General features: G+C 70.6%; 17 protein-coding genes. 5 read left to right on the top strand and 12 right to left on the bottom strand.

The window, feature by feature from the left end; all coding sequences use genetic code 11:
* Window positions 1-71: 71 nt before the first annotated feature.
* Together FJ657_RS08085 and FJ657_RS08080 are read right to left on the bottom strand one after the other, a co-directional pair.
* A complete protein-coding gene (locus FJ657_RS08085) occupies window positions 72-599 on the bottom strand; it encodes a hypothetical protein (RefSeq protein ID WP_141163172.1) in 528 nt (175 codons plus the stop codon).
* A 30-nt stretch (window positions 600-629) separates the two neighbouring features.
* The gene (locus tag FJ657_RS08080) at window positions 630-1,265 is read right to left on the bottom strand and encodes a TetR/AcrR family transcriptional regulator (protein ID WP_141163936.1); all 636 of its coding nucleotides are present in this window, start codon (window positions 1,263-1,265) and stop codon (window positions 630-632) included.
* Window positions 1,266-1,380: 115 nt separating this feature from the next.
* Between FJ657_RS08080 and FJ657_RS08075 the strand changes: the two genes are divergently transcribed.
* Window positions 1,381-2,322 (top strand): aldo/keto reductase, encoded by a 942-nt coding sequence (locus FJ657_RS08075; protein ID WP_141163171.1) that lies wholly within the window; start codon window positions 1,381-1,383, stop codon window positions 2,320-2,322.
* A gap of 30 nt (window positions 2,323-2,352) precedes the next feature.
* Here FJ657_RS08075 and FJ657_RS08070 read toward each other — a convergent pair whose 3' ends face one another.
* The 4 genes from FJ657_RS08070 to FJ657_RS08055 form a co-directional block, all read right to left on the bottom strand.
* Complete coding sequence (locus tag FJ657_RS08070) at window positions 2,353-3,606, bottom strand: heparan-alpha-glucosaminide N-acetyltransferase domain-containing protein (protein WP_141163170.1); 1,254 nt, start codon at window positions 3,604-3,606, stop codon at window positions 2,353-2,355.
* A gap of 98 nt (window positions 3,607-3,704) precedes the next feature.
* Complete coding sequence (locus FJ657_RS08065; protein ID WP_141163169.1) at window positions 3,705-4,127, bottom strand: hypothetical protein; 423 nt, start codon at window positions 4,125-4,127, stop codon at window positions 3,705-3,707.
* 99 nt (window positions 4,128-4,226) lie between these two features.
* On the bottom strand, window positions 4,227-4,580 hold the full coding sequence (locus FJ657_RS08060) for a DUF4190 domain-containing protein (protein ID WP_141163168.1): 354 nt from the start codon (window positions 4,578-4,580) through the stop codon (window positions 4,227-4,229).
* 51 nt (window positions 4,581-4,631) lie between these two features.
* A complete protein-coding gene (locus tag FJ657_RS08055; RefSeq protein ID WP_141163167.1) occupies window positions 4,632-5,195 on the bottom strand; it encodes a hypothetical protein in 564 nt (187 codons plus the stop codon).
* 70 nt (window positions 5,196-5,265) lie between these two features.
* On the opposite strand from FJ657_RS08055, the gene FJ657_RS08050 reads away from it, so the two are divergent.
* Window positions 5,266-5,592, top strand: a complete 327-nt coding sequence (locus FJ657_RS08050) for a hypothetical protein (protein WP_141163166.1) — start codon at window positions 5,266-5,268, stop codon at window positions 5,590-5,592.
* 568 nt (window positions 5,593-6,160) lie between these two features.
* The gene (locus FJ657_RS08045; protein WP_141163165.1) at window positions 6,161-6,703 is read left to right on the top strand and encodes a dihydrofolate reductase family protein; all 543 of its coding nucleotides are present in this window, start codon (window positions 6,161-6,163) and stop codon (window positions 6,701-6,703) included.
* 17 nt (window positions 6,704-6,720) lie between these two features.
* On the opposite strand, the gene FJ657_RS08040 is transcribed toward FJ657_RS08045, so the two are convergent.
* The 6 genes from FJ657_RS08040 to FJ657_RS08015 all read right to left on the bottom strand — a co-directional run bounded on the left by FJ657_RS08040 (window position 6,721) and on the right by FJ657_RS08015 (window position 11,446).
* Window positions 6,721-7,173, bottom strand: a complete 453-nt coding sequence (locus tag FJ657_RS08040; protein WP_141163164.1) for a DUF1877 family protein — start codon at window positions 7,171-7,173, stop codon at window positions 6,721-6,723.
* 200 nt (window positions 7,174-7,373) lie between these two features.
* Entirely contained in the window at window positions 7,374-7,916 is a 543-nt protein-coding gene (locus FJ657_RS08035) for a hypothetical protein (protein WP_141163163.1), read from the bottom strand.
* Window positions 7,913-8,362 carry a hypothetical protein gene (locus tag FJ657_RS08030; RefSeq protein ID WP_141163162.1) on the bottom strand — a complete coding sequence of 150 codons (450 nt, stop codon included), beginning with the start codon at window positions 8,360-8,362 and terminating at the stop codon, window positions 7,913-7,915. Before FJ657_RS08030 ends, FJ657_RS08035 begins: the two co-directional genes overlap by 4 nt.
* 1 nt (window position 8,363) lies before the next feature.
* Complete coding sequence (locus FJ657_RS08025) at window positions 8,364-9,458, bottom strand: hypothetical protein (RefSeq protein WP_141163161.1); 1,095 nt, start codon at window positions 9,456-9,458, stop codon at window positions 8,364-8,366.
* Between the two features lie 91 nt (window positions 9,459-9,549).
* Entirely contained in the window at window positions 9,550-10,626 is a 1,077-nt protein-coding gene (gene ychF, locus FJ657_RS08020) for a redox-regulated ATPase YchF (RefSeq protein WP_141163160.1), read from the bottom strand.
* A gap of 70 nt (window positions 10,627-10,696) precedes the next feature.
* Window positions 10,697-11,446 (bottom strand): class I SAM-dependent methyltransferase, encoded by a 750-nt coding sequence (locus FJ657_RS08015; RefSeq protein ID WP_141163159.1) that lies wholly within the window; start codon window positions 11,444-11,446, stop codon window positions 10,697-10,699.
* 125 nt (window positions 11,447-11,571) lie between these two features.
* On the opposite strand from FJ657_RS08015, the gene FJ657_RS08010 reads away from it, so the two are divergent.
* Window positions 11,572-12,258, top strand: a complete 687-nt coding sequence (locus tag FJ657_RS08010; protein WP_141163158.1) for an exonuclease domain-containing protein — start codon at window positions 11,572-11,574, stop codon at window positions 12,256-12,258.
* A gap of 133 nt (window positions 12,259-12,391) precedes the next feature.
* Complete coding sequence (gene rmuC, locus FJ657_RS08005; protein WP_141163157.1) at window positions 12,392-13,930, top strand: DNA recombination protein RmuC; 1,539 nt, start codon at window positions 12,392-12,394, stop codon at window positions 13,928-13,930.
* The last annotated feature ends 7 nt before the right edge of the window (window positions 13,931-13,937 follow it).

Below are 13,937 nucleotides of genomic sequence, written 5' to 3'. Positions count from 1 at the left end.
CGCGGCAGCGATGCTGCGCGATGCGAAGCGCCGCGAAGGGCCGCCGATCGCGGACCCGCCAAGATCGGGCGTCAGTCGACCGAGCCGCGCGGCGGATGCGCGAGCAGCTCGACGCGCTCCTCCAGGTACGCGGCGAGCGGCACGGCCGCCGCACCCGGCGCCCAGACGACCCGCACCCCGTCGTCGGCGAGCACGAGCGGCCCCTGCGCCGCACCCGGGGCGAGCTCATCGAGGTGCAGCGGCAGCGCATCCAGGTCGACGGTCTCGCCGTCGGGGATGCCGGCCGCGCGGGCCAGCACCTTGACCTCGCGCCGGTCGTGCGCGACCGACGACTGCAGGGCCGAGTGCTTCGGGTCGGCCGCCCGCACACTCGCGCCGGTGGCGAAGAGCCCGCCGTGCTCGTCGAGCAGCAGCGCGCCGAGGCGCCAGACTCGTCCGCGCTCCTGCAGCTGCGGGGCGCGTCGCACACCGAGCACCCGGCGCGGCTCGACGATCTCGGCGCGCAGCTCGGTGCGGGCGCCGGCGGCGGCGAGGCGTTCGACCGCCAGCGCGAGGGCCGCACGAGCGTCGGAGATCGCGGTGCTCACGCTGTCATCCACGCGGGCCAGTATCCCGCGCGGCGACGAGGCTCAGGCGCGGATGCCGGCGAGCACCAGCTCGATCAGGCGGGCGGGCTGGTCACGGTCGGCCGCGTCGCGCGTGGTCAGGAAGATGCCGACCAGGCTCGCCGCCACGTCGTCGGCGCGCACGTCGTCGCGCACCTCCCCCGCATCCTTCGCCGCGCTCAGCAGCTGATCGACGGCGGCGGTTACCCGCTCGCGCGTGCCCGACTTCGAGACGGTGCCCGATTCGGCGGCCTCGCGCAGCGCTTCGGCCATACCGCGCTTGGTGAGCGAGAACTCGCTGTACGCCTCGATCCAGCGGCGCAGCGCCTCGAAGGGCGTGAACTGCTCCTGCAGCGGCGCGACCAGAGCGGTCACCTCGTCGAGACCCGCGGCGTGCACGGCGGCGATCAGGTCGGAGCGCGTCGGGAAGTGACGGTAGAGCGTGCCGATCCCGACGCCCGCGCGACGGGCGATCGCTTCGAGGGATGCCTCCTGCCCGCGCTCGTCGTGTCCTCCCGCGAGGAAGGCGGCGCGCGCCGCGTCGACCAGCGCGTCGCGGTTGCGCTGCGCATCGGCGCGCAGGCGCGGCGGCGCGCTCGGGGATGCGCCCGGCGTCGCGCGCTCAGAAGCGCTGTCGAGGGATGCGGTCGAGGCGACCATAAGCGGAGGCACCTCCGATTGTGTTAGCGTGCCGAAAGCGGAGGAACCTCCGCCTAGTGATCATCTCACGGCATCGCCGACCCCGCCGACCCCGCCGATTCTCGAAAGGCCGATCGTGACCGACACCACCGCATCCACCCCCTCAGGCGCTCGTCCGGCCCCGGGCGGCACGTTCCCGCTCGGACCGCGTGCCGTCGCGCGCATCGGCTTCGGCGCGATGCAGCTCGGCGAACTGCCCGGCCGCACCCTGCCGACCGACGACGACGCCACAGCCGTCCTCCGCCGCGCCGTCGAACTCGGCGTCGACCACATCGACACCTCCCACTTCTACGGCGACGACACCGCCAACCGCCGCATCCACGCCGCGCTCGGCAGCGCCGACGACATCGCCATCGCGAGCAAGGTCGGCGCCGTGCGCGCCGCCGACCCCGCCGCGCCGGTGCCACTCGTGGTCGCGCAGAAGCCGGCCGAGCTGCGCGCCCAGGTGGAGCAGAACCTGCGCACCCTCGGCCGCGACCACCTCGACCTGGTGAACCTGCGCCGCACCGACGCCGGCCACGGCATCATCGCGACCGGCGACCAGATCGTGCCGCTCGACGACCAGCTCGCGGAGATGATCGCGATGCGCGACGAGGGTCTGATCCGCTCGATCGGACTCAGCAACGTGGATGCGGCGCAGCTGCGTCAGGCGCTGCCGGCCGGGATCGGCGAGATCCAGAACGCGTACAGCCTGGTCGCGCGCGACGACGAGGATCTGCTCGCGCTCGCCGTCGAGCACGGCATCGCGTGGGTGCCGTTCTTCCCGCTCGGCTCGGCCTTCCCGAACGCGCCCAAGGTCGCCGACCAGCCGGCCGTGCAGCGCGTCGCCGCCGCGGTGGGCGCGACATCGGCGCAGGTCGGACTCGCCTGGCTGCTCGCGCACGCGCCGAACGTGCTGCTCATCCCGGGTACCGGCTCGGTCGAGCACCTCGAGCAGAACGTCGCGTCGGGCTCGGTCGAGCTCACGCCCGGGCAGATCGCCGAGCTCGACGCGGTCGCGGCAGGCGTGCTGGCCTGATCCCGACCGGCGGCCCGACGCGCGCTGCATTCAGCCGAGCCGGGCCGCCGCCCTGGCCACCAGACTCGCAAGAGCCTCCAGTGGACCGCGGCGGCGCACGATCGCGAGCACGACGCCGAAGGCGAGAGCCGCTGCGACGTGGATGCCCCAGGCGCCTGGTCCCATCAGCCACCACGGCGCCTGGCCGGTTCCGTCGACGACGTCGAAGCCGAGGTCCTGGGTGATCAGGATCGTGATGGCCGCGGTCGCCAGCACGTGCAGCGTGTAGAGCGTGAGCGGGGCGGATCCGGCCGCCGCGATCGGGCGCAGCAGCAGCGGCATCCGGCGAGCGCGCTCCGCCTCCGCGTTGAGCGAGGTCGCCGCTACCCGGCGCCGCCAGAGCTCGCCGATCGCGACGAGCACGCCGATCAGCAGCAGCGCGGCGCCGACCGTTCGCACGATGTCGCCGGTCGAGCCCGTGTGCGGGGCCGCGTTGACGAGGGCGACCCATCCCGAGTCGATCGGCGCGCCGAAGCCGTCACCGGTCGCGAGGTACTCGGCCTCGGTGCGGTCCATTCCCTTCGCGACGATGAGATCGAGTACCGCGGGCCGGCTGATCAGGTCGGCCGCGACGGCGACCGCCAGCATCCCCGCGCCCACGACAGCGAGGCGCACGGCGGCGCGCAGCCGCTCCGCGCGCAGCAGCACCCGCGCCGCGAGCACGCCCGCCAGCATGTAGGCGAGCCACGTGATGACCGGGTAGGTGCCCGTGAACACGACGGAGCGCAGGAACTGGAACGGATCCGCGTAGCTCAGCTCACCGAGCGTCTGGAGCTGCGCGGAATCGTGCACGAGCAGGTTCAGGTGCGGTCCGCCCACGGCGAGCGCCGCCGCGATCGCCAGCAGCACGGGACTCGGCAGGTGCAGCAGCACCGCGGTGACGATCATCCCGACCCCGTAATAGACGAGCACCACGGCGACGAACGTGGGCGTCAGCCCGAGAGCGACCCCGATGAGCGCGACGACCACCCCGCGCGCCGCGAGCGAGAGGGATGCCGCGAGCCGCTGCCCGTTCTCGACGTACTTGCGCGTCGACAGCACCGCGCTCACTCCCCCGAGCACCGCGAAGAGCGTCGACGGGAATCCGCTCACCGCCACGGTCAACGGCTCGACGTAGCCGAGCGCCAGGTGGTTGCCCATCATCCCGACGATCGCGAGGAAGCGGGCCACGTCGATCGCGACGAGACGGGCGGTGGATGCAGGGGCGGCGGTTGCGGTGACGGCGGGGGCCGGCGCGTCGGTCATGGTCCTCCTCGAGCGCCCGCGCAGCTCGCGGGCCGCATCCCAGCCTGGCGGTGACGGATGCGCGTTCCGTCATCCTCGAGCATGACGTCGGTCGGCGGTCAGGACGAGATGCGGGAGTGCTCGCTCCGTGTACGCACGAAGTCGATCGTGCGCGCGACGCCCGAGCCCAGCGAGAGCAGCGCGAACACGCCCGCGACGATCAGCATCGGGTTGCCGGAGTCCTCGGCATGCACGACCACCGCGCCGTCCAGAACGCCTGCGGGTCGGATGTAGGCGCGAGCGGTGCGGTCGTGCCCGGGCTCGCCGTCGAGTTCGGTGTCGTCGAGGTCTCTCGCGCCGTCATCGCTGACCCAACGCCCGAAGCTCACCGTGGGGGTGGATCCTCTGTGCCCCACCCGGAACTCGGTGCGTGTCTCGGTGAATGTGCCCCAGATGACGGGCTTGCCCGTATCCACCAGCGCCACTGCCCCGACGCCGATCGAGGCCATGAAGCCGAAGCCGCACAGCACGATCACGAACACCTTCCATCCGCGCCGTGCGCGGACCAACCCGTCTCCGGCGCCGACGCCGACGCCGGGCTGCATCGCCGCGGGATCGCTTCAGCGTCTCGTCGACGTCCGTCACGGCCCCGTCGACGCCATCGACGTGAACTGGAGGAACAGCGCGATCCAGACCACGAAGAAGATCCCCTGCAGGATCGTGCCGAGCACTCCGAGGATGTACGCCCACTTCGCGAGCCCCTCGCCCGCTTCGCCGGTCACGGCGATCTGCCGCTTGGCCATGATGCCGAGCACGATGCCGATGACGGGCATGAGGAAGACGCCGACGAAGCCGATTATCGCGAGGAGGTTGGTGCGGATCGGCTGGCCCGGGTACGCCGGGTGAGTCGGCTGCGGCCATTGCGCAGGCGGCTGCGGCGCGGCCTCATCTCCCGGAGCTGCCGGAGTAGGGTCGCCCGGCTCGGTAGAGGTCATCGCGTCAGCATGCCAGCGCATCCGGCACGAGCGCGCACCCGCGTCAGGGTGTCAGACCTCAACGGCCCGCGGCGGGGTCTCCCCCGCGATGACGGCCAGCGCCGACAGGTAGACGCCGCCCGCGTGCACGGAGGTGATCCGCTTCAGCTTGTACCCGAGCGGGCCCGACCAGGTCGCCGCGGGTGTCACCTCATCGAGCCAGACGTTCTTGCGATCGATCGACTCGATGGCGCCGATCCAGAGCGCGCTCCGCTCGGTCTCCTTCTCGATGCCGATCAGCGCGTGATGATCGCCGAGGTACGCGAGCACCTCCGTCGTGGAGTCGAGGCGCGGCTCGCCCGGTGCGGTCAGAGGCCAGCTCGGCAGAGTCCGTGCGAACCGCGACTCGAAGCTGTCGTCCCAGCTGACGCTCGAGATATCTCGGACGCGCACCGCCGCGAGGCCGTCGGGGTGTCCACCATCGCCGGTCGCGGCCAGCAGAGCCCACTCGCTGCCGACCGCGAGCACGAATCCGTCGATCCGATCCGCGTGACGCAGGTCGCGCTCGACGCGGACGAATCGATCGGCGCCGATGCCGGCCTCGAGCTTGCGGCGGATGTTCTTCGCGCTGGTCACGTCCACAGCATCGCAGGGCGCGGCCGCGGACCCGGGAACGGAGATATCTTCGCCTCGCTACTCTGACGACATGAGCGACGACGAGGTCACGAGCCGCGATGAGAACGGCCCCGAGATGCGCGAGGTTCACGAGCCGGGCGCAGCGCCGTCCCGGACGAACCCCTACCTGGACTGGTCGACCGTGCTCGGCGCGACCCTCTTCATCGTGGGCCTGATCGTGCACGGTGTCGGCTCCGCGAACGCCGCGCAGTTCGGCGACGGCCTGCACCAGGATCCGGGCACGCTCGAGCTCGCCTGGGGATCCGTGCTGCTCGACCTCGGCGGCATGCTGATCGTCGGCGCCATCGTCATCGCCGGGGTCGGCTGGTCGCTACAGCATCGCTCCGATCGGGACTAGAGCCGGCCGCTCTTCCGGCCCAGCCTCGGCGGTGTCTGCAGCGGGCGCGCGAGGAGCCTCCGGGCGACGCCGACCGACGGGGTGGCCGGGCGAACGGATCCGAGTTCGAGCAGCATGACCCTCGCGACATCCTCTTCGTCCTCGACCTGTCGCACCGGCCCCGGCACGTCGACGAGCGCGATGAGCCCGCGGTGACGGAAGTCGATCGCGCTCCCGTTGCGAGATCGACCCGGAACTCGAAGGGGTGCCACTCGAGCACGGAGCGCACCGCGGCGGCGCACTCCTCATCCAGTTCGCACGCCAGCGTCTGCTCGCGGGTCTCACCCGCTGCGGGCGTCCCTCCCGGAAGATCGAGCCAGCCGGTGTACGGGCCGCGCGCCTTCTCGACCGTGACGAGCCGCCCGTCCTGCAGCCACGCCCCGTAGACGCCGAAGTGCTCCTGCGGTTCGGAGAACGACATCACGGCAGGATCGCACGTCCGGGTGATCTCCAGGCCCCGCTCCGGCCGGATCGCGGCTACCGTCAGAAGACCCGTGTTAACGACTCAGCGCTCGCAGGGGAGAACTGCATGGCCACGGTGATCATCCACGCCACCGTCACGCTCGACGGCTTCCTCGCCGAGGAAGACGGCGGGGTCGATTGGATGTTCGGTCGACCGTCTGCCCCCGACGACGACCTGGTCGTGCAGCGGGTCATGGACCGGATCGGCGCCGTGGTCGGCGGCGCGAACAAGACCCGCACGATCGAGGACGGCGAGATCCCCTACGGCGGGATGCTGAAGGTGCCGGTCTTCCTCATGACGCACGACGCCCACGACCCGATCGAACGCGACGGGATCACCTACACCTTCGTGGTCGACGATATCGCCGACGCCGTCGACCGGGCGTCGCAGGCGGCCGGGGATGGATGGGTCAGTCTGCTCGGCGGCAGCATCTCGCGTCAGTGCCTTCAGCTCCGCCTCGTCGACGAGATCCACCTCGACGTCGCTCCGGTGCTGCTCGGCGGCGGCATCTCGCTCTTCGACGGTCTCCGCGAGCGCATCGAGCTGGAGCGCCTCGAGACCTCCGCTTTCGCGAGCGAGACGCACCTGCGCTACCGCGTTATCCGCTGATCTGTGCCGACTGCGGCTCAGCCGATCAGGTAGACGAGGCCGCGGCCGTCCTCTTCGAGGTGGTCCATGAATAGGCGGGCGCGATGCAGGTATTCGGCGACGTAGCGATCGTCCTCGCTCTGCTCGGGCATCACCGCGTGTTCGAGTCGAACAGCTTCATCGAGGTCGACGAGGTCCTCCTGGATCGCCGGAACCTCGTCGGGTGCGATCACGCTGACCCAGCTCTCCCACCCGTATCCCCGCATCGTGACCTGACCAGCGAAGAGGCGATGCGATGGTCGCGCGGTGCCGCCTTCGACCCCCGCTGATGTCAGTCTCTGGAGCCCGCCCCAGGCCTTGTCGAGGTAGAGCAGATCGCGCTCGGACGAACGCTGCTCGAAAGTGGCGGTTCCCATCGAGACGTGCGGCTCCGTCCCCCACGCGTCCGCGAGCGGGTCGCTGGACAGATACCGGCGTGGTTCGGCGAACACCTGCTCGGTCTGATCGGCATCGAATGCGTACGCGTAATAGCGGATTCCATGAGGCGAGCGTGCCCGCGAGACGCGCCTCAGCTGGGGCGATCTGCCATATAAGCGGACAGTCGACCAGACCTCTTCTTGTGGAGGGATGCCGGGCGGCGCGGCGAACGCGTGGAAGCCGACGCGAAGGCCACATCGGACGCCGGCAGCGGCTACGACGTCGGCGCGCTTCTCAGCGCGTCGACGATGACGCGGGGATCGACGTCGATGGTGTCGGCGGCGATGCTGCGGCGTCGAGACCTTCCGCTATCCAGCCGGGTGAACTCGACGCGCGCTGCCTGCAGACCAGAAGCAGAGACGATCTCGGCGCTCGTTCCTTCCCGTTCCCATTCCTCCGCGCGGATCCGAGGCAGGAACGCCGACGGCCGATCGAGAGCGGGAAAACGCACCGCGCCAGGGGCGATGACCACCGCGAACTCGGGCGTCCGCAGTCGCCGCCGAAGCTGCCGCACTCCCAGCACTCCGAGCGCGACGGGAACCACCAACAGCGAGATCACGCCGACGAAGAGCCGCACGTCGATGTCGCCCGCCGCAATAGACAACGCGCCGAACGGCACGGCACCCAGAAGCCCGACGACGACCGCGAGCGCGATAAGCAGGATGCCCTGCTTGCGCATGAGACGTCTCAGCGTCTGTTCGACCGCGGCCTGCTGTGCTTCGTCGTAGCGCACCACGAAGTCCGAGTCGGAGGTCATCGCTCGCCCGGGGCGGGATCTTCGTCGTGGTCGGCATCGCCGTGGACATGCGCCCAGCCGTTGAGCTCGTCCTCGCGGATGGCTGCCTCAGTGAGCGCCGCGCGACGCATGACATCTTCGAGGTCGGATGCGATCTCGACTTCCGACGGGAGCACGACACGCTGGCCTGCCCGCGCGACCGCGTCGTCGAGAGCGCGTCGTCGATCCTCGTCGAGTTCGGGTGGCGTCGCGAGGATCTGGATCTGGGGCGCGAACGCCTCGCTCCACTTCGGATCCGAGAGCAAGGTGCGCAGCGGCCGCCTCCCGCTCGCGACCAGGCGCAGCCGACTGGCGTAGGCCTCGTCATCCGTCGCGTCAGCGAGCTCGATGAGTCTCGCCTGCAGCTTCTGGGCGAAGCCGTCTCCCGTGGCGCGCAGCAACGCGGGAGAGATGTCAGGCAGATCCACGTCAGGCCTCCGGAATCGGGACGAACTCGATGGTGGTGGTCGCGGCGCCGAGGGTCGCTCCCGCCGCGATGGCCGCAGTCGTCGCGGTCATCATGGCCCCCCATGCGGACGAGAACGCCTCCGCAGCAGCGATGACAGCTGAGACCGCAGCGGCCGGGGCCATCCCGCCGAGGGTGAAGATCGCAGCGATCGCCTCGGCGACCGACTCCACGCCCATCACCGCGGCGATCACCGCATCGACGAGGGTATCGATCGCCGAGAGCATGGCCTGGCACGCGCCCCACGCCGCCCACGCCGCGTCGGTGTACTTCGTCTTGAGGTCGCCGTAGACCTCGGGCTGCGCAGCGAACGCCGCCACCAGCTCGGCGAAGTACTCTCCCGCACGGTCGGCGCCGTTCCCGCTCGGCCATCCGGCGAAGAGGTCGACCGCGAGATTCTGGACCGTCGCGGCGAGATCCTCGAAGAACTGCCCGACGTGGCCGAAGGCGCTGCCGGCCAAGGCCACCTTGTCCCAGTCCCCGCTGAGCTTCTGAGCGAGGAACTCGAACAGATCCTGACCACCAGTCAGATCCGGTCGGATCAACTGGACCGCCGCATTGATGAGCTGGCGCCCCCAATAGGAGAGGGAGAGGTAGTCGGGCCAGTTGAGGATGTTCCACACGACTTCGAAGGCCGGGTCGGAGAGCGAGGACTCCGGCTCCACCAGCGCGGCGACCGGGGAATCCAACGTGAGGCCTTGACGAGCCGTGCTGGAGGTGATCGGCGTGGTCGCCGCCGTAGGATCGAGGTCGCTGAAGAGATCCCGGACATCGACCTGGGCGTCGTATTCGGTGTCATCGAAACGCTGCGCGACGCCCTCCAGCGCACCCTGCGTGGCGACCATCAACGTCTTGGAGCGTTTGATCCCCGATTCGACATTCGACGCGAAGGTGCTGTGCTCCGCGAGAAGCCAGTCCATCAGCGCGCCAGTCACCCACGACTGGGATGTGTCGATGTGGCCGTCGAAATACGCCAGCGCTCCGTTGACCTGGGAGGCGAGCTCTCCGGATGCGTCGGCACCGCCCCGGACGATGGACGTGTCTACCTGAATCGTCACGCGGTCCTCTTTCCGGATCGAACGCCACGATACACGACGAAAACTAGGCTACCGGGCTCGATATCGCCTCGCGCGAGGCAGCATCGGCGCCTCAAACGTTGAAGCGGAACTCCACCACGTCGCCGTCCTGCATGACGTAGTCCTTGCCCTCGATGCGGGCCTTGCCGGCCGAGCGGGCATCCGCGACCGAACCGGCGGCGACGAGGTCGTCGAAGCCGATCACCTCGGCCTTGATGAAGCCCTTCTCGAAGTCGGTGTGGATGACGCCGGCGGCCTGCGGGGCCTTCCAGCCCTTGCCGATGGTCCACGCACGCGACTCCTTGGGGCCGGCGGTGAGGTACGTCTGCAGGCCGAGCGTGTCGAAGCCGATGCGCGCCAGCTGGTCGAGGCCCGACTCGGTCTGACCGGTGGAGGCGAGCAGCTCGGCGGCGTCCTCGGGGTCGAGGTCGATGAGCTCCGACTCGATCTTCGCGTCGAGGAACACGGCCTGGGCGGGCGCGACGATCGCGGCCAGCGCATCCGTCTTCGCCGTGTCGGTGAGGATGCCCTCGTCGACGTTGAAGACGTAGATGACCGGCTTCGCGGTGAGCAGGCCGAGCTCCTTGAGCAGGCCGAGCTCGAGGCCCTTCACCTGCGACAGCGGGGTGCCCTCGCCGAGCGCCTTCTGCGCCTCGACGGCGGCGGCGAGCACGGCTGGGTCGGCCTTCTTGCCGCGCACCTCCTTCTCGAGGCGCGTCACCGCCTTCTCGAGGGTCTGCAGGTCGGCGAGCATCAGCTCGGTGTTGATCGTCTCGAGGTCACCCGAGGGGTCGACGGCTCCGGCGACGTGCACGACGTCGTCGTCGGTGAAGGCGCGCACGACCTGCGCGATCGCGTCCGCCTCGCGGATATTGGCGAGGAACTGGTTGCCGAGGCCCTCGCCCTCGCTCGCGCCCTTCACGATGCCGGCGATGTCGACGAACGACACCGTCGCGGGCACGATTCGCTCGCTCGAGAAGACCCCGGCAAGCACGTTCAGGCGCTCATCGGGCAGGTTGACGATCCCGACGTTCGGCTCGATCGTCGCGAACGGGTAGTTCGCCGCGAGCACGGTGTTCTTGGTGAGGGCGTTGAAGAGGGTCGACTTGCCCACGTTGGGGAGTCCGACGATGCCGATGGTGAGAGCCACGGGAGGTCAGCCTACCGGCGGCGTCGGGGCGCGGCCGACGGCGGGTGGATGCGCGACGCGCTGCGGCGCCTCAGTCGCGTCGCGCGACGAACGCGACCGTGCGCATCGGCATGACCCAGCGGTCGACGGCGGAGCTCACCGCATCACGGCTCTCGACGCGCTCATCGAGCAGCTCGCCGATCCCCCGCTCCATCTCCGCGCGGCCGTCCGCGTCGCGCACAAGCCAGGCGCTGCGCGAGCGCACCAGGTCGAGCAGCTGCTCGAGGGAGAGCTCGCGCGTCCAGTCCACCCAGGTCGTGACCGGATCGGCGAACGGCACCGCGAACTCGACCGGCGCATCGAGGTACACCTCGGCGCCCGAGCGCTCCGCGATCTCGCCGAAGCGGCGGTTCCACTCGTCGCGCTCGTCGCGCTCGTTCCAGACGAGGGCGAGCGCGCCGCCGGGGCGGAGCACGCGCGCCACCTCGGCGAAGGCGCGCGGCGCATCCACCCAGTGCCAGGCCTGCGCGACCGTCACCAGGTCGAACGACGCGTCGGGGAACGGGATGCTCTCGGCCGTGCCCTCGGCGACGGGGATGTCGGGCGAGCGCTCGGCGAGCGCGGCGAGCATCGCCGGGTCGGGGTCGACGGCGCTGACCCGCAGACCGCGTGCGGCGAGCGCGCGGGTCAGTTTGCCCGTGCCGGCGCCGAGATCGAGCACGTCGCTCGGGCCTCCCGCGAGCACGGCGTCGACGATCTCGTCGGGGTAGCCGGGCCGCGCCCGCTCGTACTCCCCCGTGGCCGCTCCGAAGGACATGGCCCGCGCATCCCGCTCGCTCATGCGGCCACGCTACGCCGGACGGCGGCGGCCCGGCGCCCGGCGCGTCGCCCGCGGAACGGGGCGCAACGAGCGCGTGAACGGCGTGTGTTCCCGCGAGCGTCGGTGCTCCGTGTGACCATCGGGGCGTGCCAGTGGACTTCACCGCGATCGACTTCGAGACCGCCAACTCGTCGTCGGCGAGCGCCTGCTCGGTCGGTCTGGTGAAGGTGCGCGACGGCCGTGTCGTCGACAAGGCCGGGTGGCTCATCCGCCCGCCGGCCGGGCACGACCACTTCGTGGAGTGGAACGTGCGCATCCACGGCATCATGCAGGCGGATGTCGTCGACGCCCCGCTGTGGATCGAGCAGCTGCCCGAGCTCATGGCCTTCGCCGGCGACGACATGATGGTCGCCCACAACGCCGGATTCGACATGGGCGTGATCAAGGGCGCCTGCGCCGCGAGCCTGGTCGAGCATCCCGCGATCGACTACGTCTGCAGCCTGCAGGTCGCCCGCAAGAGCTACGACCTCGACAGCTACCGGCTGCCCTCGGCAGCCCGAGCCGCGGGCTTCGACGACTTCCGCCACCACGACGCGATCGCCGACTCGGAGGCGTGCGCGGCGATCATGATCGACGCCGCCCGCCGCTGGGGCGCCGACGATCTGCGCGCCCTCGCCGCCGCGGCCGGGGTGCGGGTGTCGTCGACGGCCCCGAAGCAGACCGTCGACGTGGCGGCGGCACGCGCGTCCGGTGCGCGCAGCGCCGCATCCCAGGCTCTCCGCGTCGCGCCGCTCTCGGCCGGCGGATGGGCGCCGCCGCCGCTCTCGGTCTGACGGGCAGGACGCGCGACACGAGGTCATCGGCGCCGGCTCGACGAGCGACGTCCGGCGCCGCGGCGGCGTGCCGGGTCGGCCGCGCGAGGCGCGCCTCGGCGGCGATGTCGGAGGTCGCCGCGACACTGTCGGCATGGAACTCCTTCTCGTCGCGCTGCTGATCGTGAATCTCGCGATCAGCGCGATCGCTCTCGTCGTCGCGCTCCGCTCCCGTGCGACGAGCGGCCCCGCCGTCGCCGCCGACACGCAGCAGAACGCCGAGGTGCGCCGCGATCTCGCCGAGCAGCGCCAGGAGCTCATGGGGCTGCTGCGGCAGGACCGCGACGAGCGCGGTCAGGCGCACCGCGAGCTGCAGCGCGACCTCGCCGAGCAGGCGAAGCAGGCGCGCGACGCCGCCGCGCTGCTGACCGAGTCGGTCGGGCAGCAGATGACCGCGCTGCGCCAGGAGAGCGAGAGCAAGCTCGAGAAGGTGCGCGAGACCGTCGACGAGAAGCTGCGCACGACCCTGACGACCTCGCTCAAGGAGAACGCCGACAAGGTCGAGGCCCTCACGGCCGCGAACACGACCAAGCACGACGAGCTGCAGACCCTGCTGCGCGGCCAGATGGAGAAGCTGCAGACGAGCAACGAGGCGAAGCTCGAGAAGATGCGCGAGACCGTCGACGAGAAGCTCCAGGGAACCCTCGAGAAGCGGCTCGGCGAGTCGTTCGCCCTCGTCAGCAAGCGACTCGAGGAGGTTCAGAAGGGTCTCGGCGAGATGCAGAACCTCGCCTCCGACGTGGGCGGCCTCAAGCGCGTGCTCACCAACGTCAAGAACCGCGGCGGCTGGGGCGAGGTTCAGCTCTCCCGCCAGCTCGAGGACATCCTCACCCCCGACCAGTACGACGAGAACGTCGCCGTACGGCCCGGCAGCAGCGAGCGCGTCGAGTTCGCGGTGAAGCTCCCGGGCAAGGACGAGAACGGCACCGTGATCTACCTGCCGATCGACTCGAAGTTCCCGCAGGAGGACTACGAGCGTCTGCTGGATGCGCAGGAGCTGGGCGAGAAGTCGGCGATCGACGACGCCGCGAAGCGCCTCGAGCGGGCGATCCTCGAGCAGGCGAAGACGATCCAGAGCAAGTACATCGACCCGCCGAACACCACCGACTTCGCGATCCTCTACCTCCCGACCGAAGGCCTGTTCGCCGAGGTCGTGCGCCGCGCCGGACTGGCGAGCCGGCTGCAGTCGGAGCACCGCATCCTCATCACCGGCCCGACCACCCTGATGTCGCTGCTGAACAGCCTGCAGATGGGCTTCCGCACCCTCGCGATCGAGAAGCGCAGCTCGGAGGTGTGGCAGATCCTCGCCGCCGCCAAGGCCGAGTTCCAGAAGTACGGACAGGTGTGGTCGAAGCTCGAGAAGCAGCTGCAGACCGCGCAGAACACCGTGCAGGAGGCCGGGCGTCGCACTCGCGCCGTCGAGCGCAAACTGCGCGTCGTCGAGTCGCTGCCGCTCGAGTCGGGGATGTCGGGGCTCGATGAGCTGGTCGACTCGCCGGCCGTCGAGGCCGACCCGGTCGCCGAGCGCGACGCCGCTCTGGACGGGCTCGGACACGACGCGATCGACCCCCTTCTCGCGGGGCTCGACGCGCTCTCGGGCGACGACGACGGGGCGGGCCGGCAGAGCGCCTGACCCTCCC

Source organism: Schumannella soli, from assembly GCF_006517435.1.
Classification (GTDB): Bacteria; Actinomycetota; Actinomycetes; order Actinomycetales; family Microbacteriaceae; genus Schumannella; species Schumannella soli.
Note: the sequence above shows the minus strand (reverse complement) of the source record. Positions and strands in the feature narration are given on the sequence as shown.